The following is a 19,361-nucleotide window of genomic DNA, read 5'->3' on the forward strand; positions in this document are numbered from 1 at the left end:
TCCCGACACGTCGATCGCAGAGGAGCCGCCATGGTCGCACGCACGCGCAGGATCGATCCCACGCCCCACCTCGACCCGGTGCGGCTCGACGAGCTCCGCGACGGCGATCCCGAGGCGATCGGGCCGCGCCGCGTGTTCGAGGGCGAGCGCTTCGCGGGCGGCGACCTCTCGGGGCGCGCCGCCGCCGGGCTCACGCTGATGGAGTGCGAGCTGCTCGACCTGCAGGCGCACGACGCCGACCTGCAGGGATCCCGATTCGTCGAGACCCGCTTCGAGCGCCTCGACGCCCCGAATCTCAAGGCTCGCCGCAGCACTTGGAAGGACGTCGAGGTCCTTTCGTCCCGCGTCGGCGCGGCGGAACTGTACGATTCCGGGCTGCACCAGGTGCTCTTCGAAGGGTCGAAGCTGGGCTGGGTCAACCTGCGCGCCTCCGAGCTGCGCGACGTGCTGTTCCGCGGCTGCCGCATCGAGGAGCTCGACCTCGGCGGGGCGCGCATCACCCGCATGGCGTTCGACGGGTGCACGGTCGGCAAGCTCGTGCTCACGGGCGCGCGATCCGAAGGGCTCGACCTGCGCGGCCTCGAGTTCTCGAGCATCGAGGGCCTCGAGGGCCTGCGCGGTGCGATCGTCTCCGAGATGCAGGCCATCGACCTCGCCCCGATCTTCGCCGCGCACTTCGGCATGGAGATCCGCGCGAGCTGACCCGGCGGCTTCACGAGATAATCGTCTCCGTGTTCTTCCTCCCCGTCGGTGCCGTCCTGCTGAACGTCTACGCCCTGATCCTCGTGCTCGCCCGGGCCTGGGTGTACCGCACGCCGCTGTACCGGCCGATGCTGTGGAACATCCTGCTCTCGGTCCTGCCCGTCTTCATCCTCGGCATCGGCGGGCTGTTCGGCTTCGCGCTGCTCGTCGCGGCTCCCGTGGTCGGACTCGCGGTGCTCGCCGTCACGGCGATCCTCTGGCTGCTCATGCTGCCGAACGCGAGCTACCTCATCACCGAGCTCAACCAGTCGCACCGGCGGGACGACGACCCGGTGCCGCTCTGGTACGACATCATCCTCGTGATCACCCTCGCGATGTCGGGCGTGGTCAACACGGTCTTCAACGTGTTCCTCGCGCACATGTTCTTCACGACGAGCGTGTACGGCGACTCGGCGCGCAACTTCCTGGAGCCGGGCGCGCTCGCGGCGGTCGGGGTCGTCATGCTGCTGCTCGGGTTCGGCATGTACCTGGGGCGCTACCTGCGCTTCAACTCCTGGGACCTGCGCCACCCCGTCTCGTTCCTGCGCAAGTTCTTCGCGCACTTCCGCACGCGCGACCACATCGCGGCGGCCGCCGGCTTCACCGTGACCTACGCCGTGTTCCTCGCGCTCATCTACTGCGTCGTCGCGGGGCCGATGATCGACGGCCTGCTGTCGATCGAGCGGGTGCGGAGCCTGCTGCAGTAGCCTGCGGTCAGCGCGGGTCGGATGCGGCCCGCTCCGGCAGGGAATCGGGAATCGGGGTCGCGATGGCGGATCAGGAAGCGCGGGCCACCTCGTTCGGCTCGGTGGCCGAGCTGTACGAGCGGGGGCGTCCCGAGTATCCGGCCACGGCCATCGAGTGGATGCTCGCGCCCGTCCGCGGCACCGCCGCATCGCCGAGGGTGCTCGATGTCGGGGCGGGCACCGGCAAGCTGAGCCGCGGCCTCCTCGCGGCCGGGTGCCGGGTCACCGCGGTGGATCCCGATGCGCAGATGCTCGAGCAGCTGCGCGACTCGGTGCCCGGGGTCCCGACGGGGATCGGCACCGCCGAATCCCTGCCCTGCGCCGACGCGAGCGCGGACGCCGTCGTGCTCGGGCAGGCCTGGCACTGGGTCGATCCCGTGCTCGCGTCCCGCGAGATCGCACGGGTGCTGCGTCCGGGCGGCGTACTGGGTCTTGTCTGGAACCTGCGGGATCCCCGCACCGCGTGGGCGACCGAGCTCGAAGCGCTGGTGCGGACGAGCGGGTCGCGCGACACGATCGCCGCGGGCGGTCCCGAACTGGCGCCTCCGTTCGGCGCTCCCGAGCACGCGAGCTGGGCCTGGGAGCACCCTGCGACTCGAGCGACGTTGGGCGGGATGCTGCGCTCCCGCAGTTACTACATCACCGGATCTCCGCTCGAACGCGCGGAGCTCGACGCGGGGCTGGCGCGGATCCTGGACGGGCTCGGTCTGCGCGACGGCGAGTCGATCGGCATGCCCTACGTCACGCACGCGTTCCGCGCGATCCTGCCGGGGTAGGGCGGTCGGCGGTCTCGGGCTCCTGCGTGGGACCGCAGAACGTGCGGCCCCGCAGTGCGCGAGCGCCGACTCCTGGGCTCCCAAACCACGAATCCGGACCCAAGTCAGGGAATATCCTGGACGAACGCGCGATCCCCGGGTACGCTCAACTCGATTCGGGGAAGTTTCAAGTATTCTGCCGTGCCGCTCGGGGCGCACGGCGCTTCGCCGAAGTCGGGGTCGTGCCAACGCTCCCGGACAGCTCGAGCGGTCGGAGGGGCCGGCGCTCCTGACACGTGGGGAACCTCATGAATACAGCAGCACCACCTCGTCGCGGTTTCGCGCGCGCGGCCGCGTGGGCGACCGCAGCGCTGATCGCACTCCCGCTCGGCGCGCTCGGAGCGACCGCGGCCTCGGCCGTCGTCGGCGACCCGACCGTCGCCACCACCGCTCCGGGCACCACCAGCGTCGTCCAAACCGCGGGCAAGGCGCGCGGGAGCGGCCTCTGGGGGTACGCCGGCGATGTTCGGACCCGCACGAGCGACCTCGTCTACAGCTACGGTGTGACGACCAGCCCGTCCGACGGCAGCCTCTGGGTGACCGACAGCGCCAAGATCGCGTACGGAACCCTCGCGACGCTCTTCTGCTCGACCCAGGGCGGTGTGCTCGTCGACAACGGCAGGGCCTGCTACAGCGGCCAGTCCCGAGTGCAGCGGCACGAGCTGGCCGCGACGCCGGACTGGGCGGCGGGTCAGTACACCGGCAACGGCGCGTACGGAACGGTCGCCGCGGGCGACAACGCGGGCGTCGGTGCGAACTACGCGAAGATCGCCGACTCCCAGGTGTGGGACGGCAGCACCATGCCGAGCGGGAAGTTCGGCGGTGTGCGCGGCATCGCCGTGACCCAGGCGGGCACGGCGTGGGCGATCGACGCTGACGGCCAGGCCGGGTGGCTGAACAACCAGAAGAAGGTCGTCCGCATGATCGCTCCCGGCGGCACGGAAGCCGGCGCCATCGGCAAGTCGAGCTGGCCGAGCGGCAACGGCTGGGCGAACCGCTACGACCCCGAGACCTTCGACTACGCGGTCGGCGTCGCGCGCATGCTGAACGGCGACATGGTCGTCACGAGCCAGACGCCGGAGCTGCTGAAGCAGTACAAGCCCGACGGCACGTTCGTGCGCAACATCTATCTGAACCAGCCGGCGGGCACGGCGTATCCCACGGACGGCGGGTACCGTTCGCCGTACGCGATCGCGGTGGATCCGGCCGACGGCACGCTGCTCGTGGGCTTCATCGATCCGGGTGCCGGGAACCAGACCTTCATCCAGCGGATCGATCCCAACAATTGCACGACCGAGGCCGTCGGGAATCCGACGGGGTCCTCGCGGGATCGGTGCGCGGTGACGCAGACGATCGGCTTGGGGACGCTCGCGACGGGTGATGGGCAGACGAATGCCACGTTCACGATTCAGGTGGAGCCGCGCACGGGCGACATCTACGTCGGGCAGCGCGGCGGGCTCATCTCGGTCTTCGCCCAGGACGGCACAGCGAAGGGCAAGTTCTCGGCCTTCGGCGGAGGCACCGGCAACGGACAGCTCTCGACGGTCCGCGGTCTCGCCTTCGACGAGCGCGGCTTCCTCTACGCGACCGTCGCCGAGGGGTCCTCGGCGACCCGCGTGGTGATCTTCGCCCGCACCCCGGACGCCGTGACGCAGTTCGCGGCGCAGTACACGAGCCCGGCGAAGACCTCGGTCGATCTCACCTGGAACGCGCTGCCCGCCGGTGTCACCGCCGATGCGCAGGCGCCGGTGCGCGACTACGTGATCGAGCAGTCGGAGGACGCCGGAACCACCTGGACCGTGGTGCCCGCGGCCGCGTCGACCGCCGCGACCCGCACCGTCTCGGGCCTCGACCCCGCGAAGACCTACCAGTTCCGCATCTCGGCGTGGAACGAGGCCGGCAACGGCGATACCGCGGTCGCGACCGTGCGTGCTCCGCTCTCGCACCCGTCGATCTCGGTGACGAAGACCGGCAACGGTCAGCAGAACGGCACGCAGGCCGCCGCGCTGCATGTCGCGGCGGGAGCCACCGTCCAGTTCGCCTACACCGTGAAGAACACGGGCGATGTGCCGGTGCAGATCGACGACGTGACCGACAGCGTGCTCGGTGCGATCCCCGCGCCGAGCGGCTTCAGCGGCACCCTCGGGGTCGGCGAAGAGGTCGTCTTCACCGCGAGCGGGCCTGTGGCCAAGGGCGATTACCACAACCGGGTCACCGTCAAGGCGACCGAGGCGGGCGTGCCGAACGAGCTGCAGCCGGTGCAGGCCGACTGGTACGGCTTCGGCGCGACCGCGGGTCTGCAGGTCGTGAAGACCGGTGACGGCGTTCGCGCTGCCACCGCCGCGGACCGCCACAGCGTCTCCACGAAGAAGCCGGTTCCGTTCGTGTACACGGTCACGAACACGGGCAACGTGCCCGTGCGCGTCGACAGCGTGAAGGACGACCGGCTCGGCACCATCGCCGCGCCGAGCGGGTTCGACGGCACGCTGGCCCCCGGAGCCTCCATCGCCTACACGGCCTCGGGCAAGCTGCCGAAGGGCGACTACGTCAACACGGTGACGGTGTCCGGAACCGCGACGGGGACGGATGCGGACCTGACCGTGGATCCGGCGAAGGACAGCTGGTACGGCAAGGGGACCGCCGATCGGGTGCCGCCGACCACGACGCCTCCGACATCCCCGATCAAGAAGCCGAACGGCGGTGGACTCGCCGACACCGGTGACGCGACCGCCGCGGGCGTGCTCGGTCTGGCGGGCGTGCTGCTGCTCGGCGGCGGTGCGCTGCTGACGGTGAGGCGACTGCGCCGAACGGCATAGCGCGACGCGACGAGTGCGCGGGCGCGGATGGGCGAACAGCCCGTTCGCGCCCGCGCATTTGCGTGTTCCGGGCAGGTTTCCCCCGTGTTCTTGCGGGAACCCGACAAACAGTATTGGTGTAGGCGGTTTCGGGGTGCACAATCGACCGGTGCCGTAATTCGGCGGCGCAGGATCTGGAACCGGGCTATTCGAGACGATGAGCGAGTCGGGAACGGCTGAGCGCGACGCGGTCGTGTTCGGGCCCGATCCTGCCCGATCCGCGTTCGCCGAGGACCCGGTCGATCCCGATATCGATGCCCGCCTGCTCGATGCTGCGGCGCGCGGCGACGCCGACGCGTTCGCCGAGCTCTGGTCGCTGCACCGCGGCTCGGCCTACGCGGTCGCCCGCTCGGTCGCACCGGGCAACGCGGACGACGTGGTGTCGGAGGCCTATGCGACGATCTGGGCTCAGCTGCAGCGCGAACCCGCCCCGATGAAGGCGTTCCGCGCCCATCTGCTCGAGACCGTGCGCGAGATCTCCGCGCGGTGGTTCCGTGCCGGCCGACGAGTCGTCCCGGTGCCCGACGTCGAGGAGGCCCCGGATCCGAGCGTCGGAGACGCGATGGAGTCGGTCGAAGAGCGCGCCATGATCCTCAGTGCCTTCGCCGCGCTGCCGGACCGCTGGCAGCAGGTGCTGCAGTGGCGTTCCGTCGAGCGGTTGCCCCGAGCGGAGACCGCCCGGCGGCTCGGGATCAGTCCGAACTCCGTCTCGGTGCTCGGTCGCCGCGCGACCGAGGGGCTCCGAGTCGCCTGGCTCGCGCAGTGGTTGCCGACGCCGCCAGCCGGGATCGAGCACGCGCGGGTGTTCGAGGCGTTGCCGCGGTACGTCAGGGATTCCCTGCCACGCGAGCGGGCCGCGCTGCTGCGCTCGCACCTGCGCGGCTGCGGCCAGTGCCGATCCGCCGAGCAGCAACTGCTCGAGGCGAATCGCCGTATCGGCGGGGGGATCCTCGGCGTGCTGCTCCTCGGAGGCGCGGGCAGCGCACTGATCGCGGCGCTGCGGGCGGCCGATCCGGTCGCTCCTGCGGCGTTCGCCGCGACGGGCGGGGCGACCGCCGTACACGGAGCGGCGATGGTTCGTCCGCTCGCCGCGCTGGCGCAGGCCGGCGGACTCCGCGCAGGTTTCGGCAAGCTCGCGGCCGCCGTCGGCGGCAAGGTCGCGATCGGATCCACCGGACTCGTGCTGGGATCCACGCTCGCCGCCACCGCGATCGCCGGAACGGTGGTGCTCGCGCACCCCTTCGACCCCCAACTGCCCGCCACCGTCGAAGCGGGCAGCGGCTGGAGCACCGGGCGGCACGCGGCGCCGTCGGACAACGGATCGGCGACCGGCGGTGCGGCCCGCTCTCCGGCGAAGCGGAGTTCCGGCACCTCGGGCGCCGCGGCCGGAGTGGAACCGGGAGCGGGTCTCGGGAACGTCGCCGGACAGCAGGAGGACGGAAGGCCCGCGCAGCTCTCGAACGAGGTCGTCCCGCGGGAGGACTCGCTGCTCCCGGAGGCGCCGCTGAGGCCCGAACCCGAGCCCGACGGAGGCGACCGGGTCGGGCCTCCGAACCCTGCACCGGTGCCGCGTCCGGACCTTCCCGCGCTGCCGGCCCCGACTGTCCAGAGCTCCGGCGACGCCGGTGGGACCATCGCGCCGCGCCTCAGCGGTACGGCGGAACCCGGGGCGAGGATCGCCGTCGCCGTCGCGGGCGCGCGGATTCTGCCGCCCGTCGCCGCGGACGGGAAGTGGGCCGTGGATCTCGCGGAGCTCGAACTGCGGCCGGGTGCGCAGCGAGCCGAGATCACCCAGACCCAGGGCGACAGCGTGTCGCCCGTCGCCCCCGTCAGGTTCTCGCTCACCGTGCCGAAGGTCGAACTGACCGCCCTTCCGGTGCGCTCCATCGACACGAGCCGCTTCGCCGCCGCCGTCTCGATCACCGGCGGCGTGCCCGGTGCCACCGTCTGCGTGAGCACCGGCACTGCCAGATCGCCCAGGATCCAGCTGGACGCGCAGGGCGCGTACGAGCGGGGGCTGGTGCTGTACCCCTCCGGAACGAAGGCGCTGGTGTTCGCCTACTGCGACGGCGACGGGGCCGATGCGCGGTTCGGCGTGCGGCAGAGCATCGCTATCCCGACCGCGGCCGACCAGGGCGCTCCGGCGGATTCCGGCGTGACCGCGAGCCCGGCGGACCCGGGCACGCCGCAGACCGCCGAAACCGGGAACGGCTCGGCGGACTGAGCCGGGACGGCCCGGGTCAGGCCCGGGTGAAGACCGCGAGCGCCTCGAGGTGGTGCGTGTGCGGGAACAGATCGAACGCGCGCACCGGCCCCAGCTCGTAACCGAGGCCCAGCAGGGTCGCGGTATCGCGTGCCAGCGCCACCGGGTCGCAGGCCACGTAGACGATGTTCGCGGGCGCGAGCTCGCCGAGCTGCTGGCTCACCGCTCCGCCTGCGCCCGAGCGCGGGGGATCGAGCACGACGGTCGAGCGACGGAAGCGGTCGCGGACCGCGGCGGGCGCGGCGAGCAGATCGGCGAGGTATCGATCGACACGGGCCGTCACCGCGAGCGCTCCGACGAGCTCCGAGAGGTTCTCGGCGGCATCGTCGGTCGCGCCGGGATCGGCCTCGACCGTGGTCACCTTGAGCGCGGGGCCGACGGCCTCGGCCATCGCCGCAGCGAGCAGGCCGGCGCCCCCGAAGAGATCGAGATTCGCCGCGCCCGCATCGACGCGACCGGCCTCGTCCAGCGCGATGATCGCGTCGCGCACGGCGGTGAAGAGCACCTCGGGCGCTTCGCGGTGCACCTGCCAGAACCCTCCGGCGCGCACCAGGAACTCGCGGTCGCCGACGAGCTCGCGCACGGCGTCGTTCTCGCCAGCGCGGGCCACGTCCTCCTCCGCCGTGATCAGCATGCGGGGATCGTCGGCGCTGGGAGCGATCAGGTCGATCGACACCAGGTGGTGCATCGGCTCGTCGAGCGGGGCGATCATGTTGACACCCTCGACCGCGAGCGGCAGGGACTCGACGGGCACGATGGTCCGGCTGCGCGCCGCGTACGGGCCGACGGCGCCGGTCTCGGGGTCCACGTGCAGGCGCACGCGGCTGCGCCAGCCGAGGCCGTTCGCCTCGTCGTCGCCGGGCGCCGCCTCGACGGTCACGTCGCGCTCCACGCCCGCGAAGCGCTGCAGGGACTCGGCGAGCACCTGCGCTTTGAGGGCGCGCTGGCGCTCGAGCGCGATGTGGCCGAACTCGGCACCGCCGGCGCGCTCCTCGGGATCGCGTTCCAGGGCGGCCTCGGGCCAGACGTGGGGGCGCCGGTCGGGCGACGCCTCGAGCACCTCGAGGGTGACCGCGCGCGCGAACGACTTCTTGCGGGCTTCGGTCACACGCGCGCGCACGCGCTCGCCTGGGATCGCGTCGGCGACGAAGACGACGCGGCCGTCATGCCGGGCCACGCTCACCCCGCCGTGCGCGATGTTGGTGATCTCGAGCTCGATCTCGTCGCCGGGCTGCAGGGGTGAGGTATTCGCCATGCACCCATTCTCCCATCCCTCCTGCGCCGGTGCGCGCGGATCGACGGCGGGGCTCGCGCCAGCGCCCCGCCGGGGCTACGCTGAGGCCATGAAGCCCAGCGCCCCGGCCGGTGCGGCCATCGAGATCCGGGGACTCGGCGTGCGTCGCGGACGGCGGGCCGTGATCGAGCACCTCGACCTCCTGGTGCAGGCCGGGCGGGTGACCGGACTCCTCGGGCCGTCGGGATGCGGCAAGTCCACCCTCATGCGCACGGTCGTCGGCGCGCAGGCCGGGGTCAGCGGCAGCGTGCGAGTGCTGGGCGAACCCGCCGGCTCCCGCGGGCTGCGCCGCCGGGTCGCATACGCCACGCAAGCGGCGTCGGTCTACGACGACCTCACGGTGCACCAGAACCTCCGCGCCTTCGCCAGCGCCGTCGGCGCCCCGCGCGACGACCCGGAGCGGGTCGTCGCGCTCGTCGGATTGGAAGCCGAGGCCTCCCGCAGAGTGGACGCGCTCAGCGGCGGGCAGCGCAATCGGGTCTCGCTGGCGGCCGCCCTGCTCGGTTCCCCGGAGCTGCTCGTCCTCGACGAGCCCACCGTCGGGCTCGACCCCGTGCTGCGCGCCGAGCTCTGGGAACTGTTCCACCGCCTCGCCGACGGGGGCACGACCCTGCTCGTCAGCAGCCACGTCATGGACGAGGCGCTCCGCTGTGACGACCTCCTGCTCATGCGCGAGGGCCGGATCCTGACCCACACGACCCCGGGCGCGCTCATGCGGCAGACCGGGACCGGGGACCCGGAATCCGCGTTCCTCGCCGTCATCGCGGTCGCCGCGGAGGGCCCGGCCGGGCCCGACGGGGAAGGACGGACGCCGTGAATCCCGCACGCACCCTCTCGACCGCCGCGCGCGTGCTGCGGCAGCTCGTGCACGACCCCCGATCGGTCGCACTGGTGCTCATCGCCCCCGCGCTGCTGGTCGGGCTCTTCTCCTGGCTGTTCAGCGATCAGCCCGGCGTCTTCGACCGACTCGGCGGACCGATCCTCGCGCTCTTCCCGTTCATCCTCATGTTCCTCATCACCTCCGTCACCACGCTCCGCGAGCGACGATCCGGCACCCTCGAGCGGCTCATGACGACCCCGCTCGGCAAGGCCGACTTCATCGTCGGCTACGCGCTCGCCTTCGGGCTCGCCGCGACCCTGCAGGCCGTGATCACCGTCGGCTTCGCCGTGATCGTCTGCGGTCTCAGCACGACCGGTCCCGTCTGGCAGCTGGGTCTCGTCGCCGTGCTCGACGCCCTGCTCGGCACCGCGCTCGGCCTGCTCGCCAGCGCGTTCGCCCGCACCGAGTTCCAGGCCGTGCAGTTCATGCCCGTGCTCGTGTTCCCGCAGATCCTGCTCGGCGGCCTGTTCATGCCCCGCGACCAGATGCCCGACGTGCTCCACGCCATCTCCGACTGGCTCCCGCTCAGCTACGCGATCGACGCGGTCACCGCCGTCACGAAGGGCGACGAGGACTGGACGCTCTGGGGGCCGCTGATCGTGATCGCCGCGGTTTCAGCGGTCGCCCTCGCGCTCGCCGCCGCGACCCTGCGGAGGCGGACGCCGTAAACTCGCGGCATGCGCCTGATCCTCGCCTCGACCTCGCCCGCCCGTCTCTCGGTGCTGCGCGCCGCCGGCATCGAGCCGGTCTGCTTCTCGCCCCAGGTCGACGAGGAAGCCGAGGTCGTCGCGCGCGAGGCGGAGTTGGGGCGGGCCCTCACCGCGCCCGAGCTCGTCGAGTACCTCGGTCGGTTGAAGGCCGAGGACGTGGTGCGCCGGCACGCCGCGGAGATCGCGGAGCTCGGCGGCGGACTCGTGCTCGGCGGCGACTCGGCGTTCCTCATCGACGAGCAGATCCTCGGCAAGCCGCACCTACCCGAGGTGGCGCTCGCACGCGCCAGGCAGCACCGGGGCCGCAGCGGAGTGCTGCACTCGGGGCACTGGCTCGTCGACGTCGCGGCCGACGGATCCCCGCGCGGGGCGGCGGGCGCCGTCGACACCGCGACGGTGTCGCTGGCCGCCGATGTCACCGACGCGGAGCTCGAGGCCTACGTCGCGACGGGCGAACCGCTGGAACTCGCCGGCGGATTCGCGATCGACGGCCTCGCCGGCGCGTTCATCGACCGGGTCGAAGGTGCGACCAGCTGCGTCATCGGGCTCTCGCTGCCGGCGTTCCGCCGCCTCGTTCGCGAGCTCGGGCACGATTACCCGTCGCTCTGGAACCGCGCAGCATAGGATCCTGCGACTCGTTCCTCGCGCGGGATGACCGATGGCTCCTCGTGCGGGGGCTACCGCTCGCGGCGGGCGAGCAGCGCGACCGTGAGCGTCGCGACGGTCATGCCGTCGGTCAGGTCGACGCCAAGGAGCTCCTCGATGAGCGCGATCCGCTGGTAGAACACCGAGCGTGAGAGCCGCGCCCGCTGCGCCGCGAGCGAGCGGTTCGCGGGGTGCGCCGTCACGGCGTCGAGCACGCGCACCAGATCGCCGTGGTGCTCGCGGTCGTACTCGACGAGGGGCGACAGCACGTCGCTCGCGAACTCCTGCACCTCGGGGGTGCCCGACAGCTCGCGCACGAGGAACGCGAGCGGTTGGCGCTCGGCCTGCTGCACGCTGACCCGACCAGCGCGGGTGGCCGCGGGCAGAATCCCGACCGCGCGCACCGTCTCGAGCGACGAGATGGCGCCGCGCAGGCGCCGGGCGGGAACCCCGAGGCCGAGGTGCGCGCGCCAGCCCGCCGGTGTAGCGGCGGGCGCGAGTGCATCGATCTCGCGGGCGAGCCGGGCGGCCAGGGGCGAGGCGATCCCGCGGTCCCCGGTCGGGGCGACCCGGGCGTCGCCGTCAGGGAAGGACAGGAGGGCGAGGAGCACGGGGCGCTCACCGTTCGCTCCCCGCACCCCGGCATCGCCCGGCCCGCCGCCGGGCGTGCCGGGACCGAATGTGGACAGTTCGCCGTCGTCGACCGCGATGAGCGCTCGCCCCTCGGGCGCGATGGCCCGGCGCAGGGCCGATTCCAGCACCGAGCGCTCCTTGGCGGCGGGCCCGCCGAAATCACCGGCGCCGCGGAGCGTGACACCGACGGTCACCCGGCCCGCGACGGGCAGCCCGCCGGCCGCGAGCTGCGCCGCGAGCTCGGTCTCGTGCCGGTATCGGCCGCCGAGCAGCGCGCCGACGAGCCGCTTCGACGAGAACCGCACCCAGGCGTCGCCGTCGGGATCGGCCAGGCGTCCGAGCGCGAGGGCGAACGCGCCCAGCTCGAGCACTGTGCGCCGGCCGGCGGGGTGCGGCGCGCCGGGGAGCGCGGTGAGGAACCCCCAGCGGCTGCCCCGGGCCTCGACGGGCACTCGGACCCAGCTCGCCGGCAGCTCGAATCCGCGTCCGTCCGATGCGACCCAGGCCGACAGGACCTCCTCGGGCGGGTGCCCCGGACCCGACCACGCGACGACCCGGTGCGCGGAGTCCTCGAGCACGACCGGGGCGCCGATGGTCTCGGCGAGCCGCTCGATCACGTAGTCGACGGGGCTGCGGTTGAGTCCGAGCTCCGTGAGCATGTCGTGCACCTGCGCTCGAGCGCGCAGCGCCTCGTTCTGAGCAGCGAGGATCCGCTGGTGCACGCGCTGGGTGATCTGGACGAAGCGGACCTCGCGACGCAGCACGGCGAGGGGGATCCCGTCGCGCTCGCACGCGGCGACGAGCGGTGCCGGGGCCTCGGCGAAGTGGACGCCGAGCTCCAGCACGATCGCGGCGACGTCGGCGGCGACGAGCGCCTCGGCGATGCGGGCCAGGCCGACTTCGTCGCGGGGCCAGCCCGCCCCCGTGGTGAGGACGAGCTCGCCCCCGTCGAGCAGCGAGGCGCCGCCATCGGCGCCGCTGCCGGCGACCACGTGGGCCCAGCGCACCTCGCGGTCGAGCCCGCCGCGACCGGCGATCAGCTCGAGGCGTCCGTCGGCGAGCTCGGGGAGGGCGAGCACCGAGCGCACGCTCGGCAGCGGGGGGCGTTCGAGGGGGTCGGCCATGGTGTGCTCCGCTCGCTCCGGGACTCCGCCCTGAACGGGGCGACGCGGCTATCATACAGAGTGTCCGGTCGGCTTCAGAAGTGCGGTCGCTTTGCGTGATTCCAGCGATGATCCTCGCTGAAATACTGGTGACAGTGCGCCGCGTTCGAGGTCGAACACACTGCCCGATGCGGCGCGGATGCGGCGGTCGTGCAGTCGGCACGGCCCGCTGCCCGCAGCGAGACACCACGAAGAAGAGGATCCGGAGCAGAACCCATGAGCGACTTCATCGACCAGAACGGCGCCGAGCAGAGCTTCGGCGACTCCGATGCCCAGCGCGAGGTGCGCGCGAACGACCGCCAGTACGTCTTCCACTCCTGGTCGGCGCAGGGCAAGATCGACCCGATCCCCGTCGCCAAGGGCGAGGGCGTGCGCTTCTGGGACTACGACGGCAAGGAGTACCTCGACTTCTCCTCGCAGCTCGTCAACCTGAACCTCGGGCACCAGCACCCGGGGCTCGTGAAGGCGATCCAGGAGCAGGCCGGTCGCCTGGCGACGATCCAGCCCGCGATGGCGAACGACGTGCGCGGCGAGCTCGCGAAGCGCATCGTCGAGCGCAGCTTCGACGGCGCCCGCTCGGTGTTCTTCACCAACGGCGGCGCCGAGGCCAACGAGTACGCGGTGCGCATGGCCCGTCAGCACACCGGCCGCCAGAAGGTGCTCGCCCGGTTCCGCTCGTACCACGGTTCCACCGCGACGGCGATCACGCTGACCGGCGAATCGCGCCGCTGGGCGAACGGCACCCCCGACGCCGGCGTCGTGCACTTCTTCGGCCCGTACCAGTACCGTTCCGAGTTCTACGCTGAGACGCCGGAACAGGAGGCGGAGCGGGCGCTCACCCACCTGGAGCACACGATCCAGCTCGAGGGCCCGGCGACGATCGCGGCGATCATCCTCGAGACGGTCACCGGCACCAACGGCATCTTCGTCCCGCCGCCCGGCTACCTCGCGGGCGTGCGTGCGCTCTGCGACAAGTACGGCATCGTCCTGATCTGCGACGAGGTCATGGCGGGCTTCGGGCGCACGGGCGAGTGGTTCGCCTACCAGGCGTTCGACGTGAAGCCCGATCTCGTGAGCTTCGCGAAGGGCGTCAACTCGGGCTACGTGCCGCTCGGCGGCGTCGTGATCTCCGAGGAGATCCACAACAGCTTCGTCGAGAAGCCGTTCCCCGGCGGCCTCACCTACAGCGGTCACCCCCTGGGTTGCGCCGCGGGCGTCGCCACCTTCGACATCTTCGAGGAGGAGGGGATCATCGAGCGGGTGCGCGACCTGGGCGCTCGGGTGGTCGAGCCTCGCTTGCGTGAGCTCGCCGAGAAGCACCCGTCGATCGGCGAGGTGCGCGGTACCGGACTGTTCTGGGCGCTCGAGCTCGTCACCGACCGCGGCACGCGTGCTCCGCTCGAGGGCGACGGCTACAACGCGGTCATCGCGGCCTGCAAGAACGCGGGTCTGTGGCCGTTCGCTGCGGGCAACCGCCTGCAGATCGCACCGCCGCTCGTCATCAGCGAGGAGGACCTGGTGCGCGGTCTCGACATCATCGATGCGGCGCTCGACGTCGCCGACGGGTACGTCGCAGCCTGATCCGAGCGAGTGCTCGTGCGACGGGCCCCGGAGCTTCGGCTCCGGGGCCCGTCGTCGTCCGCGTGCGGTCGGTGAATTCTCAGATCCGACTCTCGACTCGGGCGCGACCTGGGGTCAGACTGATGCCAGGCCCGTTGGGGGCCGGCGTCCCGAAAGGATCAATGTAGATGAGCGCTCTGGAAGACATCAGGAAGTACGCCCCGCGGGCCGAGGAATCGGTGGTCGCCGCGATGGAGAAGACGTATGCGCTCGCGCTGCGCGACGCCGATGCGCGCCAGGTCTCCTTCAGCGATCCGGCTGAGTTGAAGACGGTGCGGGACAGCTTCGTGAAGGGCAAGCTCGGGGTCGCTGATTCCGATGCGGATATCGATGCGGCGATCGCGAAGGTGGGGGAGCAGGTGCCCGGTCACAAGCAGCGGCTCACCGTCTACTACTTGCTCGCAGAGCACTACGACAAGCTCTCCGTCTTCGGCGGCTGAGCGGGTGCCGAACGGCTCGCAATCGGGGGTGGCCGTGTTGGCCAGGCCCGGCTGCGGGCCGTATTGGTCCTCCGCGAGCGAGCCACGTAGCGGGGGCCGCCGCCTACGCGGATCGTGGTTCCGGTCCCAACTGCTCGGGGTGAGAGAAATCGAGTGGGCTCGCGTGAGCGGCCAGAGCGAACAGCCGATCGTCGACCCGGTCGAAGCGCGCCCCGAAACGATTCTCCGCTCGGTCGATCCGCTTGGTGAGTTTCGTCTCGACGGCGTCGACGCGGTTGGTGAGGGCGGTCTCGACCTCGCGGATCTGAGCGGTGAGCCGGACATCGACGTGGCCGAGGGCGGTTCCGACGGCATCGATGCGGTGTTCCAAGCCGTCGATGCGATGGGTGAGGCGACCCTCTGACCGGCGGCTGGTCGTCAGGATCATGCCGCCGAGGGTGGCGCCGAGCGTCACGAAGCCGACGAGGACGGTGACGAGCGAGCTGAGTTCCAAGCTGCCTCCTCGGCCTATCGGATGGGCGGATACCAGACAGGCTAGGCGTCGTCGGTGCGCCGTGCGGCCGCCGAACCCAATCTGTGGAGAACTGGTGCCGGGCCCGAGCTGTGCGGGGCGATTCGGCTACTCGGATGAGTCGGAAGCGCCCATGATTCCGGTCGCGGGCTCCCCGGGGAGCGGCGCGTAACGCAGCAGGAGGACGCCGGCGCTTCCCGAGACCGGCGGTTCGACGAGCCGGAGATTGCGCGGTGCGGCGCCATCGGGAAACACGCGGCGTCCTTCCCCGAGAACGACGGGGTAGACCCAGAGCCGCAGCTCGTCGAAGAGCCGCTCCGCGAACAGCGTCTGTGCCAGGTCGATGCTGCCGATCACGTGCGTCTCGCGGTGCCGGGCGCGCAGCGCTGCGATCTCGCTCGCGAGGTCGTCCCCGATCCGAGTGCTGCCGTCCCAATCGAGCCGCGTCCCCGGATCCCGTGAAGCGATGTACTTCGGGAGGGAGTTGAGGATCCTCCCGATCTCGGTGTCGTCGTGCAGCGGCCAGTAGGCGGTGAAGATGTCGGCGGTGCGGCGGCCCAGGAGCAGCGCGTCCATGTCCCGGATCCCGTCCAGGATCGTGCGGCCGGCCAGGTCGTCGGCGAACGGCGCCTGCCAGCCGCCGAAGCGGAAGCCGCCGCCCGGATCCTCGTCGGGCCCGCCCGGAGCCTGGGCGACTCCGTCGAGGGTGGTGAAGAGGTCGATCACGATGCGACCGGCCGGATTCTGCTCAGTCATGGCGGACTCCGTTCAGGTGAGTGCGCGCTCGGCGACGTCGCGGTCGGGCGCGGGGACGATGCGATCGATGCGGAACGTCTCGGCGAAGGTGTCGAGTAGCGAGGCGTCGCCCCGCACCACGGCGACGAGATCCTGGTCGAGGGCCTCGGCGGCGTCGACCTCGCCGCCGATGAGGCGCCGGATGCCGGGTCCCGTGACGATCACCCCGTCGGGGTCGCCGTCGGGGATGCGGTTGCCCGCAACGGTCGGATCCGGAGCGATCCTCGCGATGGCCAGTGCACGATCGCGGACGGTCGCGCGGAGGGCCACCTCGCCAACGTGGAGCTCGTAGTCGGCGTCGGCGGCGTGCTCCGGGCGGAACGAGGTGCGTAGCGCCATGCTGAGCGAGTCGGGGGTGACGATGTCGCCGTCCTCGGGGTCGCCCATGGCCTGGAACCCCCACCGCCCCAACGCGATCATGATCGGCTCCAGTGCGCGCCCGTATTCGGTGAGTTCGTAGACGAGGCCGCATCGGGCGAGCGGGACCCGGCGCACCACTCCGCCCTCCTGCAGCTCCTTGAGCCGGGTGCTGAGGATGTTGGTCGGGATGCGGGGGAGTCCCTGCTTCAGGTCGGTGTATCGGCGGGGGCCGACGAGCAGGTCGCGGAGGATGAGCAAGGCCCATCGCTCCCCGACCAGCTCGACGGCGGAGGTGACGCCGCAGTACTGGCCGTAGCTGCGCGCGGCCATCTCAGGATCCGGGGACCGGATCCGGGCCCGCGCCGTGCTCGGCGACGTATGCCTCAGGGCCCTGATCGGCGGCGGCCTGCGCCATCCAGTTGAAGTCGATGATGTTCCCGTCGGGGTCGTGCAGACCGCGCTGGTACATGAACCCGTAGTCCTTGGCCTCGCCGGCTTCGGAGCCGCCGGCGGCGACGCCGGCTTCCACGATCGCGTCGACGGCCTCGCGGGAGTCGCGGGTGAAGGCGACCGACACCTGCGCGCTCGTCGCGGGGTCCGCGATCGGCTTCTCGGTGAACTGCGAGAAGTGCTGGTGCGTCAGCATCATGAAGTACGTGTTCTCGTCCCAGACGATGCATGCGGCGTTCTCGTCGGTGAAGAGCGGGTTGATGTCGGCGCCGAGCGCCGTGTAGAACGCCTTGCTGCGTTCGAGGTCCTTGGTGGTGAGATTGACGAAGATCACGATGACTCCCTTGTGCGTTCGGTGACTCGGGCCTGCCCGATGGCAATAGCTTGCAAAAAACAAGCAAACTTGTCAACGGCAAGTTTCGAGCGGAATGGGCTTGAGTGCCATTTGCATAGCGAGGCTATGTAAATGGTGCTACAGTTGCTTGCTGTGGAAGAGAACAGCGCCGGTGCCGGTGGGCAGATGGATCACCTGGCTCTCGAATTGACTCGGGCGGCATCCAGGTTCACCCGGCTCGCGGGTCGGGTCCCGGGCAGCACCTACTCGACCGTGGCGTGGCGGGTGCTCGCCGAACTCGAGCTGCAGGGCCCCGCCCGGGTCAGCGAACTCGCCCAGCGCGAGCGCATCGCGCAGCCCTCCATGACCGCGCTCGTGCAGCGCCTCGAGTCCGAGGGCTGGGTCGACCGCAGACCCGATCCGGACGACGGGCGGGCCACCCGCATCGAGGTCACCGCGGCCGGATCCGCGGCGCTCGCCGACTACCGGCGTGCGGCGTCCGAACGCTTCCGTCCGCTGCTCGCCGACCTCACCGCCTTCGACCGGGCCACGCTCGCGCGCGCGTCCGAGCTGCTCCAGCAGCTTGCCGACGGCGTCGACCGCGTCTGACCCGTCGTCCCACCACCACCAGTTCCGAAGGAGTCATCACGAGTACGCTCACCGATCCCCAGCCATCCACCGGATCCGTACCGGTACCGAGCCCGGGCAGTGCCCGCGCGGCCGGCCGGGCCGCCGTGCCCCGCAAGGCCTCGATCCTGCGCCAGCCCACCGCGGTCTGGGCGATCGCCTTCGCCTGCGCCATCTCCTTCATGGGGATCGGGCTCGTGGACCCGATCCTCCCTGCGATCAGCCACGAGCTCGGCGCGAGCTCGGGGCAGACGATGCTCCTCTTCACGAGCTACCTCTTCATCACCGGCATCGCGATGTTCTTCACCAGCTGGGTCTCGGGCCTGCTCGGTGTGCGCTGGACCCTGGTGCTCGGGCTGATCCTCATCGTGGTGTTCGCGGCCTTCGCCGGACTCTCGGGCACCGTGGACGAGATCATCGGATTCCGGGCCGGCTGGGGCCTCGGCAACGCGCTCTTCATCTCGACCGCCCTCGCGGCCATCGTCGGCGCGGCATCGGGCGGATCCCGGCAGGCGATCGTGCTCTACGAGGCCGCGTTGGGCGTCGGGATGGCGATCGGTCCGCTCGTCGGCGGCGCTCTCGGGTCGATCTCGTGGCGCGGCCCGTTCTTCGGCACCTCGGCGCTCATGGCGATCGCCCTCATCGCGATCCTCGTGCTGCTGCGCGCTCCGAAGCAGAGCGTGGCCGAGCGTGCGGTGGCACGTGCGGCGCGGCCCTCGTTCACGGCCAGCTTCCGGGCGCTCCGCAACCCGGCGCTGCTCGCGCTCGCCGCGGTGGCCTTCTTCTACAACTTCGGCTTCTTCGTGCTGCTGGCCTACAGCCCGTATCCGATGGAGGCCGCGGCGAAGGCGGCGGGCATGACCGCGTTCGGAGCGCATGAGCTCGGCCTCGTGTTCTTCGGCTGGGGTCTCGCGCTCGCGGTGACCTCGGTGCTCGTCGCACCCGTGCTCACGCGCCGGTTCGGCCTGCGCCCCGTGCTCTTCACGATGCTCGGCGGGCTCACCGTCTGCCTCGCGCTGCTCGGCGTCTTCGTCGACAGCTTCGCCGGACTGGTCGTGGTGATCATCGTCAGCGGCCTGCTGCTCGGCATCATGAACACCGCCCTCACCGAGGCGGTCATGGAGGCGACGGACCTGCCGCGCAACGTGGCATCCTCCACCTACTCGGCCGTGCGCTTCATCGGCGGCGCGATCGCGCCAGCCGTCGCCGGACCCATCGCCGCGGGTCTGGGCGCTGCGGCTCCCTACTGGATCGGCGCGGCATCTCTCGTCGTCTCGATCGTCGTGCTCGCGAGCGTCGGGCACCTGCTGCACCGCGTCGGTGCGACCCCGCACGAGAGCGCGGAGGGTGAGGCGCAGGTCATCGCGACGGGCGACGCGGCCTAGACGCGCGGTTCGGCCGGCCCGCTCCTCCGCGGGCTCGTCTGCCACCCACTCAGCCGGATATTCGCCTTCGGCCGGACGGATCCCAGTGATCCAT

18 protein-coding genes are annotated in these 19,361 nt (G+C 71.5%); 12 read left to right on the forward strand and 6 right to left on the reverse strand.

Going from position 1 to position 19,361, the window contains the following annotated elements; genetic code table 11:
• Positions 1-30: 30 nt before the first annotated feature.
• The 5 genes from BMH31_RS15395 to BMH31_RS15825 all read left to right on the forward strand — a co-directional run bounded on the left by BMH31_RS15395 (position 31) and on the right by BMH31_RS15825 (position 7,381).
• Positions 31-702, forward strand: coding sequence for a pentapeptide repeat-containing protein (locus BMH31_RS15395; protein ID WP_143469824.1), 672 nt, complete (start codon positions 31-33; stop codon positions 700-702).
• Between the two features lie 29 nt (positions 703-731).
• A complete protein-coding gene (locus BMH31_RS15400; RefSeq protein WP_143469825.1) occupies positions 732-1,448 on the forward strand; it encodes a DUF1361 domain-containing protein in 717 nt (238 codons plus the stop codon).
• A 62-nt stretch (positions 1,449-1,510) separates the two neighbouring features.
• The gene (locus BMH31_RS08135) at positions 1,511-2,263 is read left to right on the forward strand and encodes a class I SAM-dependent methyltransferase (protein ID WP_099723457.1); all 753 of its coding nucleotides are present in this window, start codon (positions 1,511-1,513) and stop codon (positions 2,261-2,263) included.
• Positions 2,264-2,550: 287 nt separating this feature from the next.
• Complete coding sequence (locus tag BMH31_RS08140) at positions 2,551-5,118, forward strand: fibronectin type III domain-containing protein (protein WP_099747398.1); 2,568 nt, start codon at positions 2,551-2,553, stop codon at positions 5,116-5,118.
• Between the two features lie 196 nt (positions 5,119-5,314).
• Positions 5,315-7,381, forward strand: a complete 2,067-nt coding sequence (locus BMH31_RS15825; RefSeq protein ID WP_099723455.1) for a sigma-70 family RNA polymerase sigma factor — start codon at positions 5,315-5,317, stop codon at positions 7,379-7,381.
• A gap of 16 nt (positions 7,382-7,397) precedes the next feature.
• Here BMH31_RS15825 and BMH31_RS08150 read toward each other — a convergent pair whose 3' ends face one another.
• The gene (locus BMH31_RS08150) at positions 7,398-8,675 is read right to left on the reverse strand and encodes a TRAM domain-containing protein (RefSeq protein WP_099723454.1); all 1,278 of its coding nucleotides are present in this window, start codon (positions 8,673-8,675) and stop codon (positions 7,398-7,400) included.
• 88 nt (positions 8,676-8,763) lie between these two features.
• Here BMH31_RS08150 and BMH31_RS08155 point away from each other — a divergent pair, with 88 nt between their 5' ends.
• The 3 genes from BMH31_RS08155 to BMH31_RS08165 are packed head-to-tail and all read left to right on the forward strand — an operon-like array spanning position 8,764 to position 10,928.
• Positions 8,764-9,531: an ABC transporter ATP-binding protein gene (locus tag BMH31_RS08155; protein WP_099723453.1), complete on the forward strand. Its 768-nt coding sequence runs from the start codon at positions 8,764-8,766 to the stop codon at positions 9,529-9,531.
• On the forward strand, positions 9,528-10,262 hold the full coding sequence (locus tag BMH31_RS08160; RefSeq protein WP_099723452.1) for an ABC transporter permease: 735 nt from the start codon (positions 9,528-9,530) through the stop codon (positions 10,260-10,262). Before BMH31_RS08155 ends, BMH31_RS08160 begins: the two co-directional genes overlap by 4 nt.
• Before the next feature lie 9 nt (positions 10,263-10,271).
• A complete protein-coding gene (locus tag BMH31_RS08165) occupies positions 10,272-10,928 on the forward strand; it encodes a Maf family protein (RefSeq protein WP_099723451.1) in 657 nt (218 codons plus the stop codon).
• A gap of 53 nt (positions 10,929-10,981) precedes the next feature.
• On the opposite strand, the gene BMH31_RS08170 is transcribed toward BMH31_RS08165, so the two are convergent.
• Entirely contained in the window at positions 10,982-12,706 is a 1,725-nt protein-coding gene (locus BMH31_RS08170; protein ID WP_099723450.1) for a PucR family transcriptional regulator, read from the reverse strand.
• A 255-nt stretch (positions 12,707-12,961) separates the two neighbouring features.
• On the opposite strand from BMH31_RS08170, the gene BMH31_RS08175 reads away from it, so the two are divergent.
• Together BMH31_RS08175 and BMH31_RS08180 are read left to right on the forward strand one after the other, a co-directional pair.
• The gene (locus tag BMH31_RS08175) at positions 12,962-14,326 is read left to right on the forward strand and encodes an aspartate aminotransferase family protein (RefSeq protein ID WP_099723449.1); all 1,365 of its coding nucleotides are present in this window, start codon (positions 12,962-12,964) and stop codon (positions 14,324-14,326) included.
• Between the two features lie 167 nt (positions 14,327-14,493).
• On the forward strand, positions 14,494-14,805 hold the full coding sequence (locus BMH31_RS08180) for a DUF2853 family protein (RefSeq protein WP_099723448.1): 312 nt from the start codon (positions 14,494-14,496) through the stop codon (positions 14,803-14,805).
• A gap of 103 nt (positions 14,806-14,908) precedes the next feature.
• On the opposite strand, the gene BMH31_RS08185 is transcribed toward BMH31_RS08180, so the two are convergent.
• The 4 genes from BMH31_RS08185 to BMH31_RS08200 form a co-directional block, all read right to left on the reverse strand.
• On the reverse strand, positions 14,909-15,298 hold the full coding sequence (locus BMH31_RS08185; RefSeq protein ID WP_099723447.1) for a hypothetical protein: 390 nt from the start codon (positions 15,296-15,298) through the stop codon (positions 14,909-14,911).
• 126 nt (positions 15,299-15,424) lie between these two features.
• The gene (locus BMH31_RS08190; protein ID WP_099723446.1) at positions 15,425-16,072 is read right to left on the reverse strand and encodes a dihydrofolate reductase family protein; all 648 of its coding nucleotides are present in this window, start codon (positions 16,070-16,072) and stop codon (positions 15,425-15,427) included.
• Positions 16,073-16,084: 12 nt separating this feature from the next.
• Entirely contained in the window at positions 16,085-16,801 is a 717-nt protein-coding gene (locus tag BMH31_RS08195; RefSeq protein WP_099723445.1) for a helix-turn-helix domain-containing protein, read from the reverse strand.
• 1 nt (position 16,802) lies between these two features.
• Positions 16,803-17,255: a VOC family protein gene (locus BMH31_RS08200; RefSeq protein ID WP_241898196.1), complete on the reverse strand. Its 453-nt coding sequence runs from the start codon at positions 17,253-17,255 to the stop codon at positions 16,803-16,805.
• Between the two features lie 153 nt (positions 17,256-17,408).
• Between BMH31_RS08200 and BMH31_RS08205 the strand changes: the two genes are divergently transcribed.
• Entirely contained in the window at positions 17,409-17,864 is a 456-nt protein-coding gene (locus BMH31_RS08205; RefSeq protein WP_241898197.1) for a MarR family transcriptional regulator, read from the forward strand.
• A gap of 125 nt (positions 17,865-17,989) precedes the next feature.
• Positions 17,990-19,267, forward strand: a complete 1,278-nt coding sequence (locus BMH31_RS08210; RefSeq protein WP_241898198.1) for an MFS transporter — start codon at positions 17,990-17,992, stop codon at positions 19,265-19,267.
• The last annotated feature ends 94 nt before the right edge of the window (positions 19,268-19,361 follow it).

Source organism: Leucobacter sp. OLIS6, assembly GCF_002752355.1.
In the GTDB taxonomy this organism is placed as follows: Bacteria; Actinomycetota; Actinomycetes; order Actinomycetales; family Microbacteriaceae; genus Leucobacter.

Excerpts from the sequence above, each read along its gene's own strand:
- BMH31_RS08170 (WP_099723450.1), bottom strand. The coding sequence starts at position 12,706 with ATGGCCGACCCCCTCGAACGCCCCCCGCTGCCGAGCGTGCGCTCGGTG.
- BMH31_RS08155 (WP_099723453.1), top strand. The coding sequence starts at position 8,764 with ATGAAGCCCAGCGCCCCGGCCGGTGCGGCCATCGAGATCCGGGGACTC.
- BMH31_RS08140 (WP_099747398.1), top strand. The coding sequence starts at position 2,551 with ATGAATACAGCAGCACCACCTCGTCGCGGTTTCGCGCGCGCGGCCGCG.
- BMH31_RS08180 (WP_099723448.1), top strand. The coding sequence starts at position 14,494 with ATGAGCGCTCTGGAAGACATCAGGAAGTACGCCCCGCGGGCCGAGGAA.
- BMH31_RS08135 (WP_099723457.1), top strand. The coding sequence starts at position 1,511 with ATGGCGGATCAGGAAGCGCGGGCCACCTCGTTCGGCTCGGTGGCCGAG.
- BMH31_RS08165 (WP_099723451.1), top strand. The coding sequence starts at position 10,272 with ATGCGCCTGATCCTCGCCTCGACCTCGCCCGCCCGTCTCTCGGTGCTG.
- BMH31_RS15395 (WP_143469824.1), top strand. The coding sequence starts at position 31 with ATGGTCGCACGCACGCGCAGGATCGATCCCACGCCCCACCTCGACCCG.
- BMH31_RS08195 (WP_099723445.1), bottom strand. The coding sequence starts at position 16,801 with ATGGCCGCGCGCAGCTACGGCCAGTACTGCGGCGTCACCTCCGCCGTC.
- BMH31_RS08190 (WP_099723446.1), bottom strand. The coding sequence starts at position 16,072 with ATGACTGAGCAGAATCCGGCCGGTCGCATCGTGATCGACCTCTTCACC.
- BMH31_RS15825 (WP_099723455.1), top strand. The coding sequence starts at position 5,315 with ATGAGCGAGTCGGGAACGGCTGAGCGCGACGCGGTCGTGTTCGGGCCC.
- BMH31_RS08175 (WP_099723449.1), top strand. The coding sequence starts at position 12,962 with ATGAGCGACTTCATCGACCAGAACGGCGCCGAGCAGAGCTTCGGCGAC.
- BMH31_RS08150 (WP_099723454.1), bottom strand. The coding sequence starts at position 8,675 with ATGGCGAATACCTCACCCCTGCAGCCCGGCGACGAGATCGAGCTCGAG.